The organism is Arcobacter sp. L (genome assembly GCF_000284235.1).
GTDB lineage: Bacteria > Campylobacterota > Campylobacteria > Campylobacterales > Arcobacteraceae > Aliarcobacter > Aliarcobacter defluvii.
Genome location: NC_017192.1, coordinates 1,901,706 through 1,927,340 on the forward strand (window position 1 = coordinate 1,901,706; position 25,635 = coordinate 1,927,340).

Annotated in this window: 31 protein-coding genes and 1 CRISPR repeat array; of the genes, 18 read left to right on the forward strand and 13 right to left on the reverse strand. The window is 29.2% G+C overall.

The window, feature by feature from the left end; translation table 11 throughout:
- Positions 1–73 precede the first annotated feature (73 nt).
- The 9 genes from ABLL_RS09445 to ABLL_RS09485 form a co-directional block, all read right to left on the reverse strand.
- Entirely contained in the window at positions 74–1,243 is a 1,170-nt protein-coding gene (locus ABLL_RS09445; RefSeq protein WP_014474573.1) for a phage minor head protein, read from the reverse strand.
- A complete protein-coding gene (locus tag ABLL_RS09450; protein ID WP_014474574.1) occupies positions 1,236–2,687 on the reverse strand; it encodes a DUF935 family protein in 1,452 nt (483 codons plus the stop codon). The genes ABLL_RS09445 and ABLL_RS09450 overlap by 8 nt, the downstream gene beginning before the upstream one ends.
- Positions 2,687–4,423 carry a hypothetical protein gene (locus ABLL_RS09455; protein ID WP_014474575.1) on the reverse strand — a complete coding sequence of 579 codons (1,737 nt, stop codon included), beginning with the start codon at positions 4,421–4,423 and terminating at the stop codon, positions 2,687–2,689. Before ABLL_RS09455 ends, ABLL_RS09450 begins: the two co-directional genes overlap by 1 nt.
- On the reverse strand, positions 4,410–4,916 hold the full coding sequence (locus ABLL_RS09460) for a DUF1804 family protein (protein WP_014474576.1): 507 nt from the start codon (positions 4,914–4,916) through the stop codon (positions 4,410–4,412). Before ABLL_RS09460 ends, ABLL_RS09455 begins: the two co-directional genes overlap by 14 nt.
- Positions 4,916–5,323, reverse strand: a complete 408-nt coding sequence (locus ABLL_RS09465; RefSeq protein WP_014474577.1) for a phage protein Gp36 family protein — start codon at positions 5,321–5,323, stop codon at positions 4,916–4,918. The genes ABLL_RS09460 and ABLL_RS09465 overlap by 1 nt, the downstream gene beginning before the upstream one ends.
- A gap of 122 nt (positions 5,324–5,445) precedes the next feature.
- Positions 5,446–6,420: a major capsid protein gene (locus ABLL_RS09470; protein ID WP_014474578.1), complete on the reverse strand. Its 975-nt coding sequence runs from the start codon at positions 6,418–6,420 to the stop codon at positions 5,446–5,448.
- Between the two features lie 9 nt (positions 6,421–6,429).
- Entirely contained in the window at positions 6,430–6,900 is a 471-nt protein-coding gene (locus ABLL_RS09475; protein WP_014474579.1) for a hypothetical protein, read from the reverse strand.
- Entirely contained in the window at positions 6,893–7,699 is an 807-nt protein-coding gene (locus ABLL_RS09480; protein WP_258239353.1) for a phage protease, read from the reverse strand. The genes ABLL_RS09475 and ABLL_RS09480 overlap by 8 nt, the downstream gene beginning before the upstream one ends.
- On the reverse strand, positions 7,692–8,129 hold the full coding sequence (locus ABLL_RS09485; protein ID WP_014474581.1) for a hypothetical protein: 438 nt from the start codon (positions 8,127–8,129) through the stop codon (positions 7,692–7,694). Before ABLL_RS09485 ends, ABLL_RS09480 begins: the two co-directional genes overlap by 8 nt.
- A gap of 153 nt (positions 8,130–8,282) precedes the next feature.
- On the opposite strand from ABLL_RS09485, the gene ABLL_RS09490 reads away from it, so the two are divergent.
- The 16 genes from ABLL_RS09490 to ABLL_RS09565 all read left to right on the forward strand — a co-directional run bounded on the left by ABLL_RS09490 (position 8,283) and on the right by ABLL_RS09565 (position 20,108).
- Positions 8,283–8,624, forward strand: a complete 342-nt coding sequence (locus tag ABLL_RS09490) for a hypothetical protein (RefSeq protein WP_014474582.1) — start codon at positions 8,283–8,285, stop codon at positions 8,622–8,624.
- Complete coding sequence (locus ABLL_RS09495) at positions 8,617–9,165, forward strand: hypothetical protein (RefSeq protein WP_014474583.1); 549 nt, start codon at positions 8,617–8,619, stop codon at positions 9,163–9,165. The genes ABLL_RS09490 and ABLL_RS09495 overlap by 8 nt, the downstream gene beginning before the upstream one ends.
- A complete protein-coding gene (locus ABLL_RS09500) occupies positions 9,165–9,815 on the forward strand; it encodes a phage baseplate assembly protein V (RefSeq protein WP_014474584.1) in 651 nt (216 codons plus the stop codon). Before ABLL_RS09495 ends, ABLL_RS09500 begins: the two co-directional genes overlap by 1 nt.
- A gap of 1 nt (position 9,816) precedes the next feature.
- Positions 9,817–10,101, forward strand: coding sequence for a GPW/gp25 family protein (locus tag ABLL_RS09505; RefSeq protein ID WP_041654826.1), 285 nt, complete (start codon positions 9,817–9,819; stop codon positions 10,099–10,101).
- Positions 10,098–11,204, forward strand: a complete 1,107-nt coding sequence (locus ABLL_RS09510) for a baseplate J/gp47 family protein (RefSeq protein WP_014474586.1) — start codon at positions 10,098–10,100, stop codon at positions 11,202–11,204. The genes ABLL_RS09505 and ABLL_RS09510 overlap by 4 nt, the downstream gene beginning before the upstream one ends.
- A complete protein-coding gene (locus tag ABLL_RS09515; protein WP_014474587.1) occupies positions 11,173–11,721 on the forward strand; it encodes a phage tail protein I in 549 nt (182 codons plus the stop codon). The genes ABLL_RS09510 and ABLL_RS09515 overlap by 32 nt, the downstream gene beginning before the upstream one ends.
- A complete protein-coding gene (locus tag ABLL_RS09520; RefSeq protein ID WP_014474588.1) occupies positions 11,718–13,253 on the forward strand; it encodes a phage tail protein in 1,536 nt (511 codons plus the stop codon). The genes ABLL_RS09515 and ABLL_RS09520 overlap by 4 nt, the downstream gene beginning before the upstream one ends.
- 11 nt (positions 13,254–13,264) lie before the next feature.
- A complete protein-coding gene (locus ABLL_RS09525) occupies positions 13,265–13,597 on the forward strand; it encodes a hypothetical protein (RefSeq protein WP_014474589.1) in 333 nt (110 codons plus the stop codon).
- 15 nt (positions 13,598–13,612) lie between these two features.
- Entirely contained in the window at positions 13,613–14,737 is a 1,125-nt protein-coding gene (locus ABLL_RS09530; RefSeq protein WP_014474590.1) for a tail sheath protein, read from the forward strand.
- A 3-nt stretch (positions 14,738–14,740) separates the two neighbouring features.
- A complete protein-coding gene (locus ABLL_RS09535) occupies positions 14,741–15,238 on the forward strand; it encodes a phage major tail tube protein (protein ID WP_014474591.1) in 498 nt (165 codons plus the stop codon).
- A gap of 10 nt (positions 15,239–15,248) precedes the next feature.
- The gene (locus tag ABLL_RS09540; protein WP_014474592.1) at positions 15,249–15,461 is read left to right on the forward strand and encodes a phage tail assembly protein; all 213 of its coding nucleotides are present in this window, start codon (positions 15,249–15,251) and stop codon (positions 15,459–15,461) included.
- 140 nt (positions 15,462–15,601) lie between these two features.
- Complete coding sequence (locus ABLL_RS09545; protein WP_014474593.1) at positions 15,602–17,716, forward strand: phage tail tape measure protein; 2,115 nt, start codon at positions 15,602–15,604, stop codon at positions 17,714–17,716.
- The gene (locus ABLL_RS09550; RefSeq protein ID WP_014474594.1) at positions 17,716–18,084 is read left to right on the forward strand and encodes a phage tail protein; all 369 of its coding nucleotides are present in this window, start codon (positions 17,716–17,718) and stop codon (positions 18,082–18,084) included. The genes ABLL_RS09545 and ABLL_RS09550 overlap by 1 nt, the downstream gene beginning before the upstream one ends.
- Positions 18,081–18,278 (forward strand): hypothetical protein, encoded by a 198-nt coding sequence (locus ABLL_RS09555; protein ID WP_014474595.1) that lies wholly within the window; start codon positions 18,081–18,083, stop codon positions 18,276–18,278. Before ABLL_RS09550 ends, ABLL_RS09555 begins: the two co-directional genes overlap by 4 nt.
- Positions 18,272–19,216 carry a phage late control D family protein gene (locus ABLL_RS09560; RefSeq protein WP_014474596.1) on the forward strand — a complete coding sequence of 315 codons (945 nt, stop codon included), beginning with the start codon at positions 18,272–18,274 and terminating at the stop codon, positions 19,214–19,216. The genes ABLL_RS09555 and ABLL_RS09560 overlap by 7 nt, the downstream gene beginning before the upstream one ends.
- 109 nt (positions 19,217–19,325) lie before the next feature.
- A complete protein-coding gene (locus ABLL_RS09565) occupies positions 19,326–20,108 on the forward strand; it encodes a DNA adenine methylase (protein WP_014474597.1) in 783 nt (260 codons plus the stop codon).
- A 21-nt stretch (positions 20,109–20,129) separates the two neighbouring features.
- Here the strand turns inward: ABLL_RS09565 and ABLL_RS15215 are convergent, their stop codons facing one another.
- On the reverse strand, positions 20,130–20,261 hold the full coding sequence (locus ABLL_RS15215) for a hypothetical protein (RefSeq protein WP_258239354.1): 132 nt from the start codon (positions 20,259–20,261) through the stop codon (positions 20,130–20,132).
- A gap of 28 nt (positions 20,262–20,289) precedes the next feature.
- Between ABLL_RS15215 and ABLL_RS09570 the strand changes: the two genes are divergently transcribed.
- Both ABLL_RS09570 and ABLL_RS09575 read left to right on the forward strand, forming a co-directional pair.
- Positions 20,290–20,937 carry a S24 family peptidase gene (locus tag ABLL_RS09570; protein WP_014474598.1) on the forward strand — a complete coding sequence of 216 codons (648 nt, stop codon included), beginning with the start codon at positions 20,290–20,292 and terminating at the stop codon, positions 20,935–20,937.
- Complete coding sequence (locus tag ABLL_RS09575) at positions 20,938–21,468, forward strand: hypothetical protein (protein ID WP_014474599.1); 531 nt, start codon at positions 20,938–20,940, stop codon at positions 21,466–21,468. It begins immediately after the preceding gene.
- Positions 21,469–21,579: 111 nt separating this feature from the next.
- Positions 21,580–23,630: a CRISPR direct-repeat array (repeat unit 30 nt; unit sequence GTTTCAATACATTATATGTTTAAGTTCAAG).
- A 165-nt stretch (positions 23,631–23,795) separates the two neighbouring features.
- Here ABLL_RS09575 and cas2 read toward each other — a convergent pair.
- The 3 genes from cas2 to cas4 are packed head-to-tail and all read right to left on the reverse strand — an operon-like array spanning position 23,796 to position 25,606.
- Complete coding sequence (gene cas2, locus ABLL_RS09580; protein ID WP_014474600.1) at positions 23,796–24,107, reverse strand: CRISPR-associated endonuclease Cas2; 312 nt, start codon at positions 24,105–24,107, stop codon at positions 23,796–23,798.
- Positions 24,104–25,108: a type I-B CRISPR-associated endonuclease Cas1b gene (gene cas1b / locus ABLL_RS09585; RefSeq protein WP_014474601.1), complete on the reverse strand. Its 1,005-nt coding sequence runs from the start codon at positions 25,106–25,108 to the stop codon at positions 24,104–24,106. The genes cas2 and cas1b overlap by 4 nt, the downstream gene beginning before the upstream one ends.
- A gap of 9 nt (positions 25,109–25,117) precedes the next feature.
- Positions 25,118–25,606: a CRISPR-associated protein Cas4 gene (cas4, locus tag ABLL_RS09590; RefSeq protein ID WP_014474602.1), complete on the reverse strand. Its 489-nt coding sequence runs from the start codon at positions 25,604–25,606 to the stop codon at positions 25,118–25,120.
- Positions 25,607–25,635 lie beyond the last annotated feature (29 nt).

The window sequence follows — 25,635 nt, forward strand, 5'->3', positions numbered from 1 at the left end:
TACAATTAGAGTATAAAAAGAGAAATGGGACTACAGATAATGGCATGTCGGCTCTGCCCCGCAAACTGTAGCCTTAATCCGACTCTCTTTTGTAAACTAACTTTTCTATTCTTCTTTTTTCTACTTGAGTTCCATTGTCTAAGTAGTACGCTGTGACACCTTGTGTTTTATCCTCTAAATATTCAAATATAACAACTATTGCTCTTTTTTTTCCATTGTCGTCTATGTATCTAAACATCTTTTTAAATATTGTGTTTTCTTTTGATATATTTCCTCTTTTTGATTCAAGATATATCTCATCAGGGTCACTTATAGTTTTGGCTATTTCATCAAGATATAAGTGTCTATCTCTTTTTTTTATTTTCGTGTGACCTGAAGCTGCTTCAAATAGATTATCATCAATTATGATAGGATCATTTATTTTATCTATAAAAACTGTTCCTGGTGCAACACCTAAAGTTTTATAAAATCTTTCTTTTAGTTCAACTTCACTCATGTCTTTTAAAGCTTCATTTTTTACACTATTCATAGTAGTTAAAGAAGATAATGAATCATCTAAATTTAGTTTCGAAATAGCAGCTAAATTTGAAGTTTTACCTACATTGTATGCCCAATCCCTTGAAGCGATATTTTCAATGTCTCCAGTTGCTACTTTTAATCCTCTTCTTTCAAGGTCTCTTTTGCTGTGAGCTGTAACTGTACATTTGCAATTCCAATCATTTGGAGGATAGTTTGTATTCCAAAAAGCATTATCTCTTGGCAGAACTGTTCCATGAAGTTTTCTATGTGAGTCCCTGGTGTTTTCAAGCAGAGCACTTCTATACATCCAATAGGTTGACAATGGCAGTTCCATCATTTGCTTATATCTATACTTTTGATATGCAACTCTCATGTTTGTACTGTAGATAGTTTTTAATCTTCTTGAGTCTATTACTATTTTTTTTACTTCACCTGTTGCTGGATTTACTATATCTTTTTCTCCCCACCAACCTTTTTTTTCTAAAGTTGGGATAATATTCTTTTTCCAAGTATTGAAGTTTTCTCCACTTTTCATGGCATTTGTAAGTGATTCATGAATATCATTTAATAGGTCTGCTCTTGTGATTTTGGCAACGGTAAAAGCTTTATCATGAGCCTCTTTTAAAAGCTCATCATAATTAAAAGTTAGTTTTAAACCTTTACTTTTTAAATAATCATATACTGCAGCTGGAGTTTTTTGAGCTTCAAAATCTATTTTAACCATTTGGATTTTCATCCTCAATTTGAGCAGCTGCTAAAATCTGCGAAAGGGTAAGGTTTTTATATAAACTTTCTTCTAAAAGCTTTGTATCAAAGGTTGGATAAGCTTTAAAAAGAGTGTCTAGCATCTCCTCAAAAGAGTCACTTTTGTTTATAATTTGTAAAATTTGCTTTTGAAATGTAAGTGTTATCTTTTCTAAATCTAGGTTTTGAATATTTCTATCTAGTTCATCAATCGCAATAGGGTTATTCATTGCTAATAAATTTGCTTTTCTCAAAGAGAGTGCTGAAGCACTGGAAATGTCAGTATTATTGGTAATAGGTTTTGTTGTATCTTTTTGTATTTCAGTTACTTTAATACTATAAGTCTCTTCTATATACTCTTTTGTTGGTTGATAACCCATATCGTAGATAATCTTATCTCTATCTGCAAGTTCTTTGTTTGGGTCGTCTTTATCTTTTAATTTTCCTGTTATTTCTAAAGATAAATTATTTAGTTCTTTGAAATTTTGAATAATGTCTTTGATGAGTTTATTTACAATATTTTCATCAGCTTGAGCTAAATCTTCTCTAATTTCATTGTGAACATTAGCAGCAGCTTGTGAACCACCTTTTACATTTCCTGTTAGATTTCCACCTAAGATAATCTCTCTTATTTGATCATCAATATATTCTATAAGTTCTTTGAAGTTTCCTTTATCTGTAGCTGTTTTTATATCTATTGCATCTTCACTATCAATCACAGCTCCATCACCACCTAACATGTTATAAATTTCATCTGCTAGAATATCTTTGTCACCCTCTGTTTTTGCAATAACCCAAGGAGTCCCAAATCTCTCAAGTAGTTCTACCCAAAACTGTAAAGAAGCATTTTTAAATTCTATTAACCAAAATAAAGTATGAAATAATGGTTGACCATAAGGCTTGTTTGGTTTTGCTTTATAAGTTGAATAAACAGCTTTAAAAGGTGGAATATCTTCTGCTATTCCTATTGCATTAAATTTTAAAACCTTATTTTCTAGGATGAAGTTTTTGTAAAATCTCTCTTCAATGTTTGGGAATAAAAAAGATTTATTTGCATACCAGTTTAACTCAAACACTCCAAAACCATAATATGGAATATCAAGCATAGAATCAATTACATCAAAAGAAAATACTTTTTCCATTTCATCTTTTATATCTTTATTTTCAGATGAAATTAGTATCTCTTTTTTTAGAGTTGAAGCTTTTCTACTTCCAATTGCAGCAGCTACAGTAGAATCTCTTAAGATCTTATCTATCTCATCTTCACTTAACCAACTATTTTGTACAGGTAGCTCAAACAGTGATTTTAAAATATCTTTTTGAGAAGTTGATATTTTCACAGCAGTTCTTTTGTTTTCAGATTTATTATTTAGAATTAATGAACCTTTTGCTCTTGTTCCTTTTATTTTTTTATTTTTCCCCATTATCTTCTACCTCTTTTTTCTCTTGTATTTCTACTTGGTCTTTGATGTCTAGAACCAGCTCTTGTATTTGTTCTTTTCCCATTTTGGGCATCTTTTTTGATTCTTCTTAATCTGCTCATATCATATACTTGTTGAAGTGCATCATGTAAATCATCAAACTCTGATTCAGGAAAGTCGTCCATTTGATTAAATAGCTCAGGATGATCTCCCACAAAAATAATATCTCCATCATCTAAAGGAAACTCTAGTTCACCCATACGGTCTTCTTTATTTCCTGTATGATGGGTGAATTTCATAAGTGGAACTTTTACATTTTCAGTAAAACAAGCACTTTTTATCCAATCTCGAAGCATATAAAAACCACCATTTTTATCTCCACCTAACATATAAACATTTATCTCTTTTAAGTTTTTTACAACTGCATCAACTACGGGTTTACCTTTGATTCTTGCTTGTTTTGTATAAAAGATATAAAGCTTTTGAGTAGCTAGACTTAGTCCACCTGCAACTCTTCCACAAAAATCCCCTTGATCACTATCTCCTTTTGCATCAACTGCCATATAGATATAATCAAGTTTTGGCGTTTGGGTAGGGTTTATTTTTGCAAATTTACTTGAGTCAAACTTTTGGTTTTCACTATTTGGATTATTTTGTTGCTCTTTTTGAAAGGCTCTTGGATTCTTAGCCCTTTTTCTCATAATAGATTCTAAGTTAACTGCATCCCAAAGTAAAATAGCTCCTTCGTCCATAAGCTCTTTGTTTTCAAGATAATAGTTTCTAGCTTGAGTATCACCTTCATATTTATATGTTTTTGTGTACTCTTCCCACATAGGCATATTTATAGGATATGAAACTAAGGCTCTAAAAACAATAGGATTCCAAAACTTTAGTTTTAGTTTTCTAGCAAGAACTGAATCCCTATGTAAAATAGTTCCTATATAAAGAATGTCCATACTATCATCTACTGAACCTAAGTTTTCAACAGCTTCATCAAGCCACTCTTCTAGCTTATCTCTTTGTTTTCTGCTTCTTACATTTGTATCATTTTCTAAATCATCTATGATTGTAAGATCAGGTCTGAAAGTTCCGTGCTTAACACCCCTTACTCTTTTTCCTGAACCATAAGCTTTGATTTTTACATTATTCTTTGATACTAACTCACCAATTTTCCAAACTTTTCCAATTCCACAAGCCTCTGGAAAATCAGCTTTTAGTCTTTCATTTTCTTCTAGTTCTGCTTTGATTGCTTCCACTAAAGTTTCTGCTAGTTCTATGGCATCTGAGAAAATAGTAATAAAGTGTTTAAAGTTATTTACAATACACCAAATAGGAAAAGCAATTGAAACATCTGTTGATTTACCAAATCCCCTTGGAGCTGCAATTGCAAATCTAAGCCCAAAAGGTTTATATCTATCAATTATTTTGTAGTATCTGCTTTCTAGCTCTTCTTGAAGTTTTGATTTACCATCTAGTGTAAAGTAGTGCGGAAAGTATGTTTTTCTAAAGAAATGAAAATCACTTTTTTGCTCATCAATTCTCTCAAGTTTTTTATTTGGATCTAATAAGGTATTTACTTTGATTTGTTCTTTTAAAGATGAACTAAAGTCACTAACCCAAGATTTATACTCTTTTCTTGTAAGCTTTAAAGCTCCTATTTTACTTTTTCCATCATCTAAAGCTGAAGTATAAGTTTCATTTAGAAACTCTAATAAATCACTCTTTTCAAATAGTGACATCGGCTATCTCATCTTGTATTTCATAAATTACTTCAAGAACTTTTTCCATATTTGAAGTATCTAGTTCCTTTTTTAAAGCTTCTAATATCTTTTGAATAGTGATTTTAATGATTCCAAATTTATAAGCTTCAGGATCTTCTTGACGTGCTACTTTCCCCATTTTAGAGAAACTATCTCCTAAACTTACTATCATTTGAGCTTTTATTTCAGCTGTCATCTTTTCATTTTCTCTTATCTCTTTTAAGCTATCCATCATATAGCCTGTAAACATAGAGTACATATTCTCTTTTGTAGTTTGAGTAGTTTGAATGTGTTTAGAAGCTCGCAGTGTTAGCCAATCAAAACCTAGAGCTTTATCTTTACTTTGATAGTTAGCAATAGTTTTATCACTTACTTCTAAAGTTTCAGCAATTTGAATATAGCTTTGATTCGCATCTACAAATAGACTTCTTGCAAGGAGTCTGTTTCTATCTGCATTACTTAATTTTGCCATTATCTAAAACCTTCTGTTCTTACTTTTTTATTTTGTCTATGTCTAAATGCAAAGGATTTATTTTCAAAGGGAACTGATGCAGTTGAGTTATGTGTAACTTCAACTTTTAATCTTCCTGTACTCATTTTTACTAAGTAAGCTTCATTCTCTTTTTTTAACTCTTTGTCGCTATCACTTACTAAACCATTTTTTCGTCTTAGTTCATAGATAGTTAAATTAACTAAAATCTTTTTTAATAATGGTGTTGGATTCTCTGGTTGTACTATGAAAGATTCAATAAAAGAGATTGCATCATTTATTGCATCTTCAATTACTGTTTGATCTAATTCATTCTTTGCATTTAAATCAGATAGCTCGATAAGTTCATTTTCACTTATCTCTTTTAGTAAATCTTGGTTTGTAATCATTTGAAAAATCCTCGTAGTGGCGTTTAAAACCCGTTTAAAAATTAAAATCTTTTTTTATTCGATAGATTTATCGAATTAGTAAATAAAAGCCCGTAAAGGCTTTTATCTTAAATTGCTATTGTTTAAGAGAATTTCAATTTAATTAAAGCCCCTGGTCTTACACAATAAGGTAAAATCTTTGTCTCAGTTGAGAATCCATATCCTTTACCTTTTGCTAAAGGTTCAGGCTGTGAAGCAAAGAATTGTTTTGGAACACTTTTTAAAGCTTCAATATGATCAGCTCTTCCAACTGCTACACTATAAACTTCAGGTGAATCGGGAACAACAACAGCTTTACCTTCTTCAATAAATGGTTTTCTATCTCCCTCTGTATCAGGATAAGAATTTCTATATGGAACAAATCTTTTTCCATGAACTAGTAAAATTCTTTTTCCACCTTCATCAATATTTTGTGCAGTTTTGTCTTCAAATAGTTTTTCAGCTTTTGCTTTTGCTCTTATTCTTTGCATAAATATAGATGAACATAAAATCTCATAAGGAACTTCCATCCCAACTTCTTCAACTAAAGCTTCATCTATCTCTTCTAAAACAGAATCAATATCTTTATCTTTAAACTCGATAGGGTCAGCAGTTGTTGTAAATTCAAACAACACTTTTCCTTTTCCATCAACTATCTTTCCAAATAGAGCACCTGTTGCCATAAATTCAGTAGTAGTTGAATAATCTCCAAGGTGTTCTTTCATTTTCCCAGTAATCCATTTTGATACAGCTTCAGCTTTATCTGTTCCATCTAATGAATCAAATTGATTAATCTCATTTGCTAAAAGTTCTGCATCTTTACCGAATCTTGGAATATCAATGTTTAGTTGATAAACATCATCTAAATCATCAAGTAATCTGTCAGCACCTGGTGCAATTGATTCTAAAACAACACTTGCAGATTTTTTAATCTTAAGTTTTGCAATATTTCCATATACAGGTTCTTCTTTACCTTTAAAGTATTTGTCATATGTATATGTACTAACAAGCTTAATTGAGTTGATAGCTTTAAGCATATTTGTACTAGTCCATAATTTTATGATTTCTAAAATTGTCATTTCTTCCCCTTATTTTATAAATAATTTATTTTTAAACAATTGCACTTTTAGGTATGAATCTAAATCTACTAGATATTTACCTTTTGCACTACCTAGAACTAATACGGAAGTTCTTTTTGTTTCTGTAAGTGTTTCTTTTAAAATACCATTTGCACCCCATTCGCCTAAATCTTCCCAATCACCTGTTTGTGGAGCACTTTCATTAGCGGCTACAGTACTTTTGTAGATATGACCTTCAAAGTATACTTCTGCCTCATCATCATACACTCCAGCTATATAGGCTGGAGTTGATAAAGTTTCCCAATTTTCTCCACCATCTAATGTTCTTAAAATAGTTCCGATTTTTAGAACACCATCTTTTGTAATTGCTAATGCTGTAACATTAACAGTACCAACAACTGAAACTAAATCATTAATAAAAACATCACTAGCTTTAACCATAGAAATATTTTTAATACTTGCTCCTGTATACTCAGCCATTAATAATTCCTCCTAATTTAAGTACATCAATTTTTTTACCTTGATTGTTATTGTTATTTTGAAATAAATCATTACCTGGTACTTGAACAAAAGCTTTTGCTTTTGCTAATAAATCACTTAGAGCTTCTGGATTTGCTTTTCCTAATGTGATTAGTGAATCTTTTTGTTCAGGTGCAACTTTGTTTGCTGCAATTGCTGCATCAACTTGAACTGTAATTTTTTCAGCTTCTGCTGTTTCTTTTTCTGCTGTTAATGTTTCAACTTGTTTTTCAAGTTTTTCCATCTTTTCTTTTTGTTCTGGCGTCATACTATTTTCTCCTTTGTCTTGAATTTGATTATTGTTTACTACTATTTCTCCCAGTTCTTCTAAAAAAGGTCTGTTAGTTAATGCAGTACTATGAATTGTCCAACCGATATTTGCCCCATCAACTTGATTTATTGTATTTGGTAACAAAACAGGACTAATGTATTTGTATTTTTTAGCTTTGATTAGCTCTTTTCCATGATCTAACCATTCGACTTTACTAGCCCATAACTCATTTTCTCTTACTTCTAACTCTTTTATCCATCCATAAGCTTCTCCTGTTCCATTAAAAACTGTTGCATGATCTAAATCTATTACTCCATCAACTTTGGCATCATCAAAGTTTTTTTTCATCTGATTAAGATCATCAAGAGTTATTTCAAAAGGTCCATTTATGTGACCTTGCCATTTTCCAACAACAGCTAATTTAAATTCGTTATTTGCTTCTAAATTTAAAGCAAACAAGATACTGCAGGTAATAAATGCTTTATTCAATTAAACTTCCTTGTATTTGATTTGTATTGATTGAAAATTCAATATTCTTTTTAAAAATTGTTATGTAGGCACTTGCACTTTTTGCATCAAGTATTTTTTTTGAGCCTTTTGACTTTATAAGTTGTGAATCTAAAACAGGTTTAGATTGTAAAGCTTCATTTATCTGTTTTAATAAAGTATAAATTTCATATCTTTTTGAATCTCTAATATTTTCATTTTTTGAAAAAGCAGCATGAACTATGTATAAAGAGAATTCTAAAGATACTTCATAATTATCAACTGGAGTTTCTCCTAAAAAATCTATATAAATAATAGGCATTTTTTTAGAATCTATTTTTATCTCATTTAAAGAGTAGAACTCTCCAAAATAAGTCTCACAAGTTGCAATATCTGAAAGTATATTTTTTAATTCATCTTCATACTTTTGCACGACTTTCCTTTTCCAAATTTTAAGAGACCCAATCATAACAAATCTATGAATAGCCTATATAGTCGTATTTTTTAAAAAAATGCTTTTCAAAAATGCTTTACTTTATAGTGAGTTCTTAACTCTTGTAAACTGCGAAGAAAAAAAGGTTTTTATGTGGATTTAACTCTTGAGATAAAAGATCTATTTTTATTAGGTTCTACTCTTACTACAGTTGTAGGTGCTTATTTTGCTTTGAAGTATAAGAATGAAAAAAACAAAGATAAAGCAGCTGATATAAGTGATGGTCTAAAAAGCTTTAAAGATTTTGTACATAAAGAGTTAAAAGAGATAGAAAATCAATTAAAGAATTTTGATTTGCACATTAAAGAACTTCTTAGAAAAGATGATGCTGAAGTTAGATACATCTCAAGAAAAGAGCATAACCTTATTATGAAAAATATTGATGACAAGATTGATTTAATTTTACAAGCTTTAAAGGATAAAAAAGATGCTTAGTTTAGGATTACAATTATTATTAGCAGCAGCTCCAAATATTTATAAACTTTTTACAAGCGATGATAAAACTGAAGCTGTAAAAGATTTAACAAAAAATGTTATTCAAAATGTAGGTAAAGAGTTTGGTGTAGATTTTGAATCAAAAGATGATGTAGTTAAATATGTAGAACAAAATCCTGAAACTGTAGTAAAACTAAAAGAGCTTGAAACCCAATATGCAATTAGAATTGAAGAGTTAAAACTTGAAGATAAAAAGCTTGATTATGCGAATGAACAAAAGCAAGAAGAGAATATTACTGAAAGATGGAAAAGTGATAATAGTGCTGATAGTAGATTTGCAAAACTTTTAAGACCAGTATTAACTGCATATCTAGTTGCAATAGTTACTTTATTGGCAATTTTTGATGGGAATATTGGGAATTTTACAATAAAAGAGCATTGGGTTGAACTATTTACAACTTTATGTATTACTACTGTATCAGGGTATTTTGTACTTAGAAGTTATGAAAAAAGAACTGGTACTTCTATTTGGAAAAGATGATGAGTGCAGAACTAGAAAGATTAATTGCAAATTTAGTTCAGTTTGGAACTGTAACTGATACAAAAATAGCAGATGGGAAAATGCTTGCACGTGTAAAAGTTGATGATGAAAGAGTGACAGATTTTTTTCCAATGCTTAGTAAAAACAACTCTTTTACAAAAAAAGCAAGTCCAATTAGAGTTGGTGAGCAAGTTGTAGTTTTAAGTCCTAGTGGTGTTGGAAATGTTGGAGTTATTTTAGGATCTATTTATAATGTGGATAACAAAGAACCAAATGGTTTAAGTAATAAAAGAGAAGTTATCACATACGAAGATGGTACAACAATTTTCTACGATAGTGAATCTAAAACTTTAGATATTAATGCTGCTGGACTTATAAATATAGTTTGTAAAGAGGCAAAGGTAAAAGCTGAAACAACTTATATTGAAAGTACTTCTTTACATAAAGGTGATGTAACTATCGATGGTAATTTATTAGTAAAAAAACGAATGACTGGACAAAATGGAATTGCAATAAGTGGTGGAAGTGATATTGGTGGAGCTAATTTTGATTGTGACATCTCTGCAAAAAATATTAATTCATCTGGAATTATAACGGATAATAAAGGTGATTTAACTAATCACTCTAATCATGGCTATTCAAGGGATTAATATGTATCTAGCTGATATTTCTGAAAGTATAAATCGTATTTTAAAAACTCCCTTGGGTAGCAGAGTCATGCGACCTGAGTTTGGAAGTTTACTTTATACTTTAAGAGATAGGGAAGCTGATGAGAGTTTTAGAGTTCTTGCAACTAAATATACTTTTGAAGCAATAGCAAAAAATGAGCCAAGAGCAAGTGTAAATAGAGTTAATTTTTTAATAGAACCCACAAAAGGTTCTTTGGTTTTAAAGATACTTTTAAATATAGGTGAAGTAGAGGTAAATCTAAAATGATAAATGTTAAAGCATTACCAACTCCAACAGTTTTAAATACAAAAACTTATGAAGAGATTTTAGCTTCAAATATAGATATTTTAAAAGGTATTTTTACAACACATGGAATTGATTGGCAACCTTTGGATTCAGACCAGTATTCACTTGTAGTTCAAGCATTTTCATACAGAGAATTATATTTACGAAATGAGATAAATGAAATAGTTAAGCAGTTGCTTTTAGCTTTTTGTAGTGGAGCTAACTTAGATCATAAAGTTGCAGAAAATGGAATTGAAAGATTAGCTGGTTCTAATCCTTATGCAGTTTATGAATTTTCAATATCTGCTGTATTAACTAACGATTATACAATTCAAGCAGGTCTAGTTTTAAAAGATGAAACAAATTCTTCTGAAGCAATTTTATTAAATGACATAACGATAAAAGCAGGAACTTTAAAAACACAAGGAGTAATTGAACTACAAGAAAAAATCTCTGAAAGTAGTGTGAAAACTGAAAATATTACTACTTCTTTACCTTATGTTATTACAGCTAAAGCTCTTGAAGCTTTTAAAAATGGTGCAGAAACTGAAACAGATGAGAGTTTATTAAATAGATATTTAATTTCATTTGCAGATAAAAGTACAGCAGGAGCTGAAGAGACTTATAAATCTTTAGTTTTAAAATCAGATAGAAGAATAGAGGATGTAAAAATAATAGGTAATGAAGACGCTGTTGTGAAAATCTATTATTTTAGTGAAAAAGCAGATGAACTTATGCATCAAAGGATTATAGAAGCTTGTAATGATAAACAAGAAAGACCTCTTACTGATAAAGTTGAAGTTTTTGAAGCAACAAAAGTTTTATTTAATATAGATGCAAATCTAAAGATTTATAAAAATCAAGAATCAGCTGCACTTCAAATAGCAGCTCTTAACTCATTGAAAACTGGATTAAAAGAGATTACAAAAATAGGTGAAGTAATTACTTTATCAGAAATAAATGACTTTTTAAAAGTTGAAGGAATTAAAGAGGTAGTAGTAAACTCTCCAGTTTCAAATGTTGAAGTTTTAGAAAATGAAATAGGAATCTGTAATGATATTTCAATCACTATTACCACAATTTGAAAAAAGTGAGCTTCACTCTCTTGATGAGTTAGCTTTTATTTTATTTGAAAATATTAGAAGTGAACTTGCTCCTTTAAAAGATATGTTAAATCCTAAAACTTGTGATAAGAAATTTTTACCTTTTTTAGCTTATGAAAATTCAGTTGATTTTTGGAGTGATGATTTAAGTGAGCAAGAAAAAAGGAATCTTATCTCTTTTTCAAAAATTCTAAAAAGAAAAAAAGGGACTTTGTATGCAGTTGAGAAAGTACTTGAACAATTTAATATTACTGCAAAGATACAAGAGTGGTGGTCTTATGGAGGAGATAAATATCATTTTAAAATTGATATTGAAAGTATTGGTATAGCTTATAGTGCTGAGGATTTAAAAGTGTTAGAACAGTATGTAATTATTTATAAAAATGTAAGAAGTGTATTAGATGCAATAAATGTAACAGCAAGTATAGATACAGCAAATATTTATTTAGGTACTTCTACATCATCTTCTGAATTTATTGAATTGGAGTTAATCGCATGAGTCAATATAGATTAATATTTACAAATATTGGACTTACAAAAAAACAAAATGCAGAGTTGAATAATAATTATATTCAAATAGCTAAATTTGCAGTTGGAAGTGGAGTTATTACAAATCTAAATCCTAATATGACAGGACTTTTATTCGAAGAATATAGAGCAGATATAAATAATGTTGATACTAAAAATGGAACTACATTTTTTGACTTAATAATTCCTTCAGAGATTGGTGGATTTTGGATAAAAGAAGTTGCTCTATTTGATATAGATGGAGATTGTATTTGTATAGGAACAGTACCTATTACATATAAAGTAAATCAAGATGAAGGTTCATCTAAAGCAGTTCATATAAAAGTATCGACAACATCTACAAATACAGAAAATATTGTATTTAATACAGATAATAGCTTAGTTTATGCAACCGTTAGTTATGTAAACTCTCATAAAGAAGATAAAAGTAATCCTCATAATGTAACAAAAGCTCAAATAGGACTTGGAAATGTTGCTAACTTAGCACCCAAGGATTTACCTCTTAGTGATGCAGCTATTAGTGCCTTAGCTTTAAAAGCAAATAGTATAGATGTAAATAATTCTTTAGCTTTGAAATTAAACTATACAGATGTAAAAAACTCTTTAACTGCAACAGATACAAATAAGCCTTTATCTGCAGCACAAGGTAAAATACTAAAAGGTTATATAGATCAAATAAATACTTTACTTTTAAGTGATACTTCAAATCTTGATACTTTACAAGAAATAGTTGATTTTATAGAGTTAAATAGAGCTACTTTAGACACTCTTGGAATTAGTAATATCGCTGGATTACAAACAGCTTTAAATACAAAACTAAATGCTTCTGCATATACAGCAGCTGATGTGTTAGCAAAAATAAAATCTGTAGATGGATCAGGAAGTGGATTAGATGCCGATACGATAGATGGATGCCATTCAACTGTTGCCTCAACCCCAAATACAGTTGCTGTAAGAGATTCAGCTGGCGATATTAATGCAAGAATATTTAAGAGTGAGTATGACACTACTAATCCATCTATTGGTTTTATAATGACGCAAGTCGACACAGCTAGTAATAACTATATCAGACCTAGTACTCCAGCGCAAGTAGTTGCTGCTCTAGGAGCTGTTACAGTGGCTTCAGCTCAAGCATTACATGCTACAGACCCATTAAGAATTAGTGGTAATACATTATATCTATATAAGGGGTCTGGAGCTTATGATTATGTAGCATTACCGCCTAATACAGGATTGGGTATATCGCAGACGTGGCAAGCAGTAACTAAAACTAGTGGAGTAACGTATACTAATTCAACAGGGAACCCGATACAGTTAAATGTATGGAAAAGTCCAGCCTCTAGTGGTACTTTAACTATAACTGTTGCAGGTGTATTAGTTGCGCAGTCATACTATCAAAATTATGGGAATGGGGGTGTCGTTGGATTATTTGCTAGTGCAGTTATTCCAGCAGGTGCAAGATATATTATAAGCGGTCATTCAGTTGCCGTAGAACTACGCTAGGAGATAAAAAAATGAAATATTTTAAAGATGCCGTGGGTAATTTGTATGTTGATCCCATTATAGAAAATCATGAAAACTTACTTGAGATTACAGAAAAAGAATTTAATGACTTAGTAACAGTATTGAATGCTGTTACTAATGAAGAAGACAGAGTACTTTCTATTAAAACTAAAGCTGGGGAGATAATTGCAAGTAGGTACACAATAATTTGGCAGTTAAATCACCCTAGAACAGATGAAACATACAAAGCTGAGTATGAGTGGATTGATAAAATAAGAGAAATATCTAATAAAGCTGAATTAGAAGGTACTGCTTTAGAAGATATCAGTTGGAATTTAATTTAATAAAAGGAGAATAAAGTGGAGTTATTGTTTGGTATAAATGGTTCTATTAGTGCAAGTGCAGCTAGACCAGTAACTGTTGAAAGTTCAACACCTATTGGAATTGTTGCAACAGTTAGCTCAGGTGATGTTGGTTTTAAAAAGTTCAATAATGCAGAGGAAGGTTTAACTTATATTAAAACTTCTAATATTGCAACAGGTACTTTAAAAGCAGCTCTTACAGGTATTTATTTACAAGGAGTTAATTGTCCTATTGTTTGTTATTTAGTTCCTGAAAATGAAGATGCAGCACAATTAAAAATTGATGTTTTAGCTGCCATTGGTGAACTTACAAAATCAAGTTATCCAACAGGAATAAATTTAAGATTAGGATTAATCATCGCTCCTATTTTTAGTGCAGACGTTGAAATTGGTGCAAAAATAGATGCAATTGCCACAAAACTTTGGGCAACAGGTATTACAGATGATTTTAGTGAAGATGAAGCTGGATTTAAAGCTTATATGGAAAATTTTGGTAGTCGTTGTATGCTTCATACAACAGCATATACAAAAGCTGATGGTTTACAAATTCCAAACTCTGCAATTCTTGCTGGAGTAATTGCAAGATTTGATGCTGAGTCTTTTGGTTGGGCAAAGTCTCATTCAAATAGATTAGTTTTAGGAGCTGCTGGAACTACAAGAGAAATTGAGTACCTTGAGGGTAGTGATTGTGAAGCAAGACGACTTAGACAAGAGGGTGCTTGTTTAGTTCTCTTAGATGAGGGTTGGCGAACTTATGGTTTTGAGACAAGAGATATTGATCCTATTTGGCAAGCTCTTGATAGAGTAAGAACTTTTTATAGAGTACTTGATGCAATTATTAAAGCAAATAAATGGGCAAGAGATAGAGAAGCAGATCAACTGCTTGAGGTTAAAAAAACTGTTACAGATTTTATGAATGAACTTGTCGGAAATAGTGTTGCTATTGGATTTTATGTTTATTTTGATCCAAAGAAAAATACTAAAGCAACAGTAACAGCTGGTAAGTTTTATTTAACAGTTGAGTTCCAGGATATGCCATCTATTAAAGAGCTAAACATAGAGCTTGTTTATGTGGATGATTATTCTGAAGTGTTAATTAATTATTTAAATCAAGGAGAGTAATAGATGGCTGAAATTAAAACACCACAATTTATACAAGAGATAAATATCTTTGCAAATGGTATTGGTCATTTAGGTGTATCTGATGAATTTGAATTACCAAAAATTCAATTTAATAGAGAAACACTTAATGCGGGAGGTTTTGAGATTGATGTAAAAAACGGAACATTTCAAAAATTAGAGGCTAAATTTGTATTAAAACAATATTCAAAATATGTGATTGAAGCAATGGCAAATGCAGAAAATGCTTACTTTGTAGCAAAAGGTTCTGTTTTTAGTGATGGTAAAGCAGTTCCAGCAGTTGCAACTATAAAAGGTGATTTTGATTTGGACTTAGGAAGCTGGAAAGCTAAAGAACAAGTTAAAAAAACAATAGAAGTAAAAGTTAAATATTTTGAGTTAGAAGTAGATGGAAAACAGTTTGTTCAATTGGACACAAAAAATATGATTGCAAAAATAGCTGGAAAAGATTTATTAGCAGAACTTAGATCAAATATAGCATAAGGAGAAAAAGATGAGTAGAGCAATAAAAGTAAAATTAAGTACAGGTGAAGTTGTTGAAGGAAGACGAGCAAAAGTAAAAGATATGAAATTAGTTAATCATATCAAAGATGATATGGAAAAAGAAATAGCATTAATTGTAAATTTAACTCAAAAAACTGAGGCAGAAATTGATGAAATGGATATTGATGATTATGGGAAGTTACAAAAAGCACTTTTGTTGTAATTGAGTATAACTCTTGTTTAAAAGCAATGACTTTAATAGGTCATTGCTTTAACTTTAGTTATGCAGATATGCTTGAGATGGATTTGGATGATTTTTTGTACTTCTCGAATGAAGCAAATAATACCTTAAAGGAAAAATAGTTGAAAACAGTAGGTTTAGGAATAGTTATAGGTGCAGCATTTAAAGGTGCAAGTGCTTTTTCTAGTGCTATAAATAGTACATCATTATTAGATAATAAACTAAAAAAACTTGAAAGTCAAAAGTTTCAACTAGCTAATAAATTTGGTGCTACATCAACTGAAGTAACTAAATTAAATACAAAAATCATCGCTTTAAAAAATAATATGACACTACTTGAAAAAACAAAACTAAGTTTTAACGGTATTGAAGAATATAGAAATAAATTCAAATCCTCTGTTATGGATAAAGTTGCTCTTGGTGGAACTGTTGCAATGCCTTTTAAATTTGCAATTGATTTTGAAAGTGCAATGGCAGATGTAAAAAAAGTAGTTAATTTTGCAACCGATGAGGAAGCTAAAAGATTTGAACAGGAAATAATAAAGTTATCAACAAAAAAAGAGATTCCCTTAAATGCAAATGAGTTAGCTTCTATTGCTGCAAGTGGGGGACAGCTTGGTATTGCAAAAGAAAATTTACTTGAGTTCACAACTACTGTTGCAAAAATGAGTACAGCTTTTGATATGAGTGCTGAATCCGCTGGAGATAGTATCGCAAAACTTATGAATGTTTACGGTTTAACTCAAAATCAAGTAGTAGAACTAGGAGATGCTATAAATCATCTATCAGATACTTCAGCTTCAAAAGCAAGAGAAGTAGTAGAAGTTTTAGGAAGAATAGGAGGAACTGCCAAAGTATTTGGATTAACTACGGTTCAAACTTCAGCTTTGAGTAGTGCATTTCTAGCTTTAGGTAAACCACCTGAAGTTGCAGCAACTTCAATAAATGCTCTTTTACTAAAACTTAAAACAGCAGATAAACAAAATAAGTCTTTTCAAGAGGGATTAGATGCTATTGGATTAAGTGCAAAAGATGTAAAAAAATCAATAGAAAAAGATGCACAAGGTGGGTTGATTAGTTTTCTAAAAACATTAGAAAAACTTCCAAAGTCAAAACAAATGGGAGTATTATCAGACCTATTTGGTGCTGAATACAGTGATGATATAGCATTACTTGTTGGTGGATTAGATAACTATACAAAAGCTTTGGAAAATACAGCTGATAGAACAAAATATTTAGGAAGTATGCAAAGAGAGTTTGAAACAAGAAGTAAAACAACAAAAAATAATTTAGTTCTTCTAGGAAATTCAGTTAAATCAATAGCTATAAATTTTGGATCATTGCTTTTACCTGCATTAAACTCTGTTATTACTCCAGTTAGGGAAATAGGAAATAAAGTAGGTGATTTTGTAACAAAGTTCCCTGTTTTAAGTCAAGTAATAGGTATGGTTGTAGTTGGAGCTGTTGCTTTATCAATTGGATTTAGTGCAGTTGGATATATGGCAAGTTTTGTGATAGCTGGTTTTTTAAATATTGGAAAAGCTTTATTAGTATTAAATTCTTTATTTTTAGCTAATCCAATAGGTTTAGCAGTTGTTGGTATTGTAGTTGCTGCAACACTAATTTATACATATTGGACACCTATAAAAGGATTTTTCATAGGTTTATGGGATGGAATTAAAAGTGCTTTTTCAACAGGAATAACTTTTGTGAAAGAGTATTTGGGTTGGACTCCATTAGGGATGATAATTAATAATTGGACACCTATAACTAACTTTTTCTTAAATTTATGGAATGGAATAACATCGATTTTTAACAGTATTGTTTCTGTAATAGCTCCTGTATTTGAGACTTTAGCTTTAAAAGTTAAAGAACCATTTGTTGCAGTATTTGATTGGTTTTTTGAGAAATTTCAATGGTTAGAGACTAAAGTATTAGGAGCGATTAATTCAACAAAAGAGTTTTTTTCAGGTGCAGGAGATAAAGTTGGAAGTTTTTTTAAAGATGCAAGTTCATTTTTTACTTTAGAAGGTGGATATAAAAAAGAAATCCCAAATTTACAACCTGTTGAGCCAGTTAAACTAGATAATTTGAATGGTACAAATATAAGTAAAAATCAAAATGTAACTATTCAAAAAATAGAGATAAATAATCCAAGTAGTACAGCTGATGTTGAAAAAGGTGTAGCTGCAGGATTAAAAACTAATACTACATCTTTAAGTGATAAGGAATTTTAATGTTATGTTTAATAGGTGATTTTGAGTTTGATATTTCTAAAACTTCTTATGATACTTTTGCAACAACTATTGAATATCCATTTGTGACGTTTTCAAGAATAGGTGATTATGATACCTATCAAAGTGTTGGTAAGTCAGAACAAAAAGATGAAATAAGCGGAGTCTTAATTGTAAAAAGTATGAGAGCTTTAGATGACTTTGAAAAACTTGCAGCTAAAAAAGAACCATTAACAATTGCTTTTTCAACTGGAGAAGCTTATACGATTTTGATTTTTTCAATTAAAAAAACAAAGAATCTATTTTTGAAAGATGGAAGTTTCTTAAAACAATCATACTCAATTGAACTTGTAAAAGTAGGTGGAGTATGACAATAAAAGTTACAGCTAAACAAGGTGATAGATTGGACAAAATTGTTCAAGAAAAATTAGGTACTTTGGATAATTTTAAAGAAGTATTAGAGTTAAATAGTAGCCTAAAAAATAAACTATATTTAGATGAAAATGATGTAGTAATTCTTCCTATAATTGAAAAGAAAATCAAAGTAGAGGATGAGTTATGGTAAGAGTACCTTTATTTAAAATTGTTGTTAATGGTACAGATAAAACACAAAATATATTAAAAGACTTATCAAGTTTAACAGTTACAGATTATGCTAATAATAACTCTGACCAATTAGATATTGAAGTATCTGGCAAATATAAAAGACCAAAATCAAGTGATGAAATAAAGGTTTATTTAGGCTATGAAACATTACAACTAATTGGAGTTTTTAAAGTAACTGAAACAAAAAAGAGCTTTAAGAAACTTCAAATAACAGCAACAGGTGTGGACTTTAAAAGTAACTTCAAAGTAAAAAGAAATAGGACTTTTGAGAATGTAAAAATAGTAGATATTGTAAATCAAATAGCTGCTAAATATGATTTAAAAGTTAAGTGTGATTTTGATGATCTATATATTAAAAGTGTAGCTCAAACAAATGAATCGGACATGAGCTTTTTAAATCGCTTAGCTGATGAATATAACGCTATTTTTAATCTAAAAAATGAAACTTTATACTTTGTGAAAAAAGTAAAAAATGATAAGAAGAATGAACTTTTACCCAGATATGAAATAGATGTAAATAAGTGCTTAGATGAAGTTCCAATAATTCATAGTGAAAAGACTTTTTATAATAGTGTGAAAGTAAGCTGGCATGATACAAAAGAGAATAAAAGAAAAGAGATATTTATTCCAAAAGATGCAGCAGAACCAATACTAATTTATAAAGGAAATTTCTCAAGTGAAGCTGAAGCTAGAGCAAAGGCTAAAGCTAAACTTGAAAAAGCAAACCAAGGAAAAGTATCAGGAAGTCTTACTTGTGAAGGTGAAGTTATATATGCAGGTGGGATTTTGAAGCTTTTAAATATAGGAGAAGATGATTATGAATATAACATCACACAAGTTAGACATAGTTTTAGTAAAAGTGGTGGATGGAGTACAAGTTTAGAGTTTGAGAATTAAAAAATAAATAAAAAAGCACAGCCACCTTCCCCAAGCTGACTGCATAAGAATTTTAACAAAATAAAAAATTTAACTCTAAAAAAGTGACATTTTTTCACAAAGGATAATTATGCATTCAACAAAACTAAAAGCCCCATTTGGATGGGTAGGTGGTAAAACTAAATTAGCTAAAGATATTATAGATTTTATTCCTCAAGACCATAACATTTATATTGAAGTATTTGGAGGAGCTGGAAGTGTTTTATATCAAAAAGAACCATCAAAATTAGAAGTTTTTAATGATATAAACTCAGAGCTTATAAATCTTCATAGAGCAATTAGAAATAATCCCCAAAGTTTATCAATGTACTTAAATGATTTATTTATCTCAAGAGAGATTTTTCAAGATATAAAGATTAGAAAACTAAAACCAAAAAACAATATAGAAGCAGCTGCTTTTTATTTCTATCAATTAACACAAAGTTTTGGCAGCAAAGGTGATAACTTTGCAATGTCTGCAAAATCAGGAAGAAAGCCTAAAAATATTTATAGAGATTTTAAAAAGATAAGTGATAGATTAAAAGGTGTAACTATAGAGAATATGTCTTTCTCAAAACTTATCCCACTTTACGATAAAGAAGATGCATTCTTTTATATAGACCCTCCTTATGTAAGTACTGAATCTTACTATAAAAATACAGGTGGATTTGGAATCAAAGAGCATGAACAATTAGCAGAACTGTTGTCAAAAGTAAAAGGTAGATTTTTACTATCTTATAATGATAGTGTAGTTGTAAGAGAGCTTTATAAAGATTTTAATATTAGATCTACAAAAGAGATTGAATATACTCTAGGAAAAAATATGCATGGGAAGAATAAAAGTGTGAGGGAGGTGTTTATAACTAATTATTAGGATAGGAGAAAATTCTCTTATCTATTTTTTTCGTTTTAAAAAATCATATACGATATAACTAATATCAGGTCTCTCAGATGTAATTATAAGTCCATTTTTAGTTTTTGCAATTATGTGTTTAATTGTTTTTTTTGCTAATTCTTTTTTTTTCATAATAAACCTTTTTTAGATAATATCTCATATGATAAATTTTAGCGAAATACTAGAAAAAATAAAAGACATACTCTCTCAAGAAGTTGGAAATAAAAGAGTACTTGATAAAAATATTGCAACAGCTCTTAACATTAACTACGATAACTTCAGAAAACAAAAGGCAAGAGGCTCTATTCCATACTATGAGATAATGAGCTTTCTAGCTAAAAGAAATATATCTATTAATTGGTTTTTCTTTAATCAACTTCCTGAGAGCTTAATTGAAAACACATCTAATTACATCATATTAAAGTATCAAAAGAATATTATTGGTTCAGCAGGAGCTGGAGCAATTAACTATTCAATAAATAGTGTGCCACTTATAATAGATAAACAACTCTTAAATTATATAAATAGTAGCTATAAATATACAGAAGTATTACAAGTATTTGGTGAGAGTATGGAACCTGAGATAAAAGATGGAAGTTTAATATTTGTAGATAGAAGTAAAAAAGAAATAGATAATAAAAGTATTTATGTGATTAATACAAAAGATGGTTTATATATTAAATCGATTAAAGTAAATAATGATAAAGTTATTTTAAAATCAAACAATCCAAACTTTAGTGATGTAATATATAATATTATTGATGTGAATGTAATAGGTAAAGTTTGTGGAGTATTAATAAGGAGATAAATGGAAACTTCAACTGTAGATATATGGAATGCAGTAGGAACTTGGATATCAGGATTTGGAACGATAGGAGCTGTAATTACATCTTTGTGGTTAGCAAATAACAACAATAAAATAAAGTTAAAAATAAAAGTAAATTCAAGTATTTTAATTGATACATTCACTAAAGAAAAACAAGAAGTATGTCATATTGAAATAGTAAATATTTGTACTAGGAATGTTAAAATTAATGCAATTGGATGGGAAATAAAAAGAGGAAAAATTAAACAAAACTTTTATCAAAAGACTGATGGTTCACTTAGTGCTAAATTACCATTAACTTTAAATGAAGGAGAAGATATAAGTATAACTTTAGATTTTAAACATGGAGATTGGTTAAAATCAATGGCTAAACATTTGAAAGGGTATGATATAAAAGATTTAAAATTAATTGTAGTAACAAATATAGAAAACTTCAAATGTAATATAGACAATAGTTTAGTCGAAGCATTAAAACAAGAAAGAAAACGATTAGCTGATATGGAAAATAATTAGAATATTTTGCTTTTAAAATGTAGGTAAGAAAGTATAAAAAACTATAATTTTTAAGTGTACATACATTTCATAAGCAAAATACTCACATTTCTCTAGCCGTTTTACACCAAGGTTTCAATACATTATATGTTTAAGTTCAAGCCATTTTTCGATAGTAACAGTTTTCTTTTCTTCCTGTTTCAATACATTATATGTTTAAGTTCAAGAACAGAGAGTTTATAGAAAAGCATTACGGAATAAAGTTTCAATACATTATATGTTTAAGTTCAAGAGTTCTCATACTCATCTGGATCTGGATTAATCTGGTTTCAATACATTATATGTTTAAGTTCAAGTTATTTTATTTTGTTTTTCTGTTTTTTCTTTGCCGTTTCAATACATTATATGTTTAAGTTCAAGTTAGAAAAAGAAATCAATACGATTTATATATTAACGTTTCAATACATTATATGTTTAAGTTCAAGTAACATTTTATGTTTACTGATTTCTAATTTTAAAAAGTTTCAATACATTATATGTTTAAGTTCAAGAAATCTTGTGCAGTTGCGATGGCTAATCGATCGAAGTTTCAATACATTATATGTTTAAGTTCAAGTTCTCATAATAGTGTGTTAAAACTCGATAATGTATAGTTTCAATACATTATATGTTTAAGTTCAAGGTAGGACTAAAGATTACTGTTCTGACAATTGTCGGTTTCAATACATTATATGTTTAAGTTCAAGAATATCTTTAATATTTGTGTATTGTAATAAATTTTAGTTTCAATACATTATATGTTTAAGTTCAAGAGTTTTATTTTTATTACTTGGCTTTGTAATAAGTAAGTTTCAATACATTATATGTTTAAGTTCAAGTTATGACTACTGCATCACAAGCAGCTGTTGAATAGTTTCAATACATTATATGTTTAAGTTCAAGATAGTGCTTTACTAAAATTTTCACTTACTCCCTTGTTTCAATACATTATATGTTTAAGTTCAAGAAATAAAAGAGCCAGAATCTTTTATATTAAACTCATGTTTCAATACATTATATGTTTAAGTTCAAGCATTATTTTTGTATATGCATATAGAGTTAAACCCATGTTTCAATACATTATATGTTTAAGTTCAAGGATAGTAAATATACTTAACATTATAATAACTGTATGGTTTCAATACATTATATGTTTAAGTTCAAGAGAACACAATTCAAGAAATGGATACTTATGTCTTGTTTCAATACATTATATGTTTAAGTTCAAGTAATGCTATTGTTAAAAATGAACCATACAAAGAGGAGTTTCAATACATTATATGTTTAAGTTCAAGCTTTTTTTTGCTTCCAATGGCTTCTATGACCTTTATTGTTTCAATACATTATATGTTTAAGTTCAAGAATTTAACTACGTTATTTGATGGAGCAATCAATTCGTTTCAATACATTATATGTTTAAGTTCAAGTTTTAGTTTTTGGTGTACTAATAAAATTATTTGTAGTTTCAATACATTATATGTTTAAGTTCAAGACCTGAAGCAATCTGAAAAGTATAAGAGTTAAATAAGTTTCAATACATTATATGTTTAAGTTCAAGATAAATGGATTCTTCCTAAGTTTGGCTCTATTGAAATGTTTCAATACATTATATGTTTAAGTTCAAGCCAGTTCCTGAACCACCATTTAAAGCACCATCTAAAGTTTCAATACATTATATGTTTAAGTTCAAGAATAAAGCAAAAGGATTGAACGGAACAGTTATATTGTTTCAATACATTATATGTTTAAGTTCAAGGGTTTAGAAGAAAGTGGTTATTGGTGTCTTGTTCAGTTTCAATACATTATATGTTTAAGTTCAAGAGTATCAAATCTGATACTTATTTTTTATTTATACGTTTCAATACATTATATGTTTAAGTTCAAGCTTCGTATTTATTCATATCAACCATACCATCTTTATGTTTCAATACATTATATGTTTAAGTTCAAGCTATTTCATAAGCATTATCGTAAAATTCTCTATTGTTTCAATACATTATATGTTTAAGTTCAAGTCTCAAAGTAATTTTAATGTTGTATTGCAAAATGGGTTTCAATACATTATATGTTTAAGTTCAAGTAAATGGATATAAAGAAATAAACAAAGAAGAGTGGTTTCAATACATTATATGTTTAAGTTCAAGTAAGAAAAAATCGACATACTAAACATCAATTATCCCTAAAAATCGGTTTTAAAACTAATTTTTCCAATCAAAAGTTCAATTAACAATAAGTTGTAAAAGAACTCTTCAAATTGTCGATATTATAGCAGTTTGATTATTAATTTCATTTATAAATAGTTGGAAAAATTAGATAAAGATTGATTCTACTTCTTTTTTATCATTTCCCAAAGTCTTTTCTACAAAACTCCCACTATTTTGCACTTTTATTATAGAAATAAAATCCAAATCTTTATCTATCACTTTTTTTAGTTCGGTTTCTAGTTTGAGCTGATTTGAAGGAGTGATATTTCCTCTGAAAATAGATTTTTGATGATGTTTTAGATATTTTTTACAGATTTTAAAAACTTTTGCAACTCTATATTTTCCAGCTTCACTAAATTCATCAGCAATATCATAAAATAAAAAAGCGTAGTTGTAATTAAACTTATCTTTACTCACATTTTATCCTTTAGTCTAAAAGGCACAAACTCTTTTCCTTCTACGATATATTTGATAAGTTTATATCCTTCAAGTTTTAAACAATGTTTATATGTAGTTTTTCTTTTTAGTTTTGGATGCATAAAAGTTTCATTTAGCCTTGTTTCAAAAGCATCTATAAATATTTTTTTACCATCTTCATTTAAAAGTGCATAGTTTAAACTTTTATCAAAATGTTTTTCCACTTGAAGCTGTTTTCTACCAACTAAATCAAAAATAGTTTTAAACACAATCACAGGTTTAAAAGCCTCACTTATATCTAAACACAAGCTAAATCTTCCTTCTCTTGGACTATGCAAAAAACTTATGGCTTGATTTAGATGAGTTGTATATATAGCACTTATTGTTTTTGTATAAAGCAGTGTATTTCCAAAACTTACAAGTGCGTTCATAGGATTATCTGGTGGACGCTTTACTCTTTTGTTCATCAAAAAATCTTCACTTAAAAAGTGTTTAAAACTATCATAAAACTTATTCCAAATCTGCCCTTCTATAAACATAATTTGCTCTATAGTTATATCTTTATCCAAAAACTTTTTTGGTTCACTTTTGAGCCAATCAAGAGTTGGTTTCAAATCTTTTTTATCGTGTCTATAATAATGATATAAAGTTTCATGAATATTATCTGCAATTGCTTGAACTATTGATTTTGCGATTTTCAATCTATTTTCAACATAACATAAAGCTTGTTTTATACATAAATCTCCACTTATTAATTGCTCTTTTGGATAAAAAGTTCCACTATAATTTCCATGATAATTAAACAAATGCAAAGTAATTCCAGCACGACTAATAAAATCCAAAAACTTAGTATTGAAACTAACTTCATTGATACAGTAAACTTCTCTTGTATCTTGTATAGGAATATAAAAATTGCCTTTTTCATTTCTAAAAGCTATTGAATTATCTTTGCGTTTTAGTTCACCCATTGAGAAGATATAACGTGTGTGATTTTTTGCCACTATTTACTCCTATATAAAACAGTATTCAAAATAAGCACATTTTTTACACTTATTCTCAAATTTTGGTTTTGGTGGAATTGGTTGATTTATAAGATTTTCGATATTTGTTAAAACTTCTAAAAGTTCTTTTTCATTTACCTCATCAAGTTCGATAAATTCTATCTTTTTATCACCTCTTTTTTCTATGTATTCAATTTTGCCTTTTTTCTCTACACCTTTTTGTTTTAGTTTGTAAAGATAGAGTAAAACTTGCCATTTCACCGCTTGTGGATCACTATCTGATTTTTTAACTTCGATAAGATAATCTCGTGTGATTTTGTCAATTTTGATATTGTCAATGCTAATTTCAGTTTGTTTGCTTTTTTCTTCATTTATCTCATGTAAAACTTTTCCTATTCGAACATCTTCACTGTTGTCTTCTAAGTTTATACGGTTTGCGTGGAGCCAACATTGTGTTTGACAGTGGAAGTAGTAGTTTATTAGAGTGCCTGTAATCATAGTTTTTATCTTTCATTTTATTATTGTAA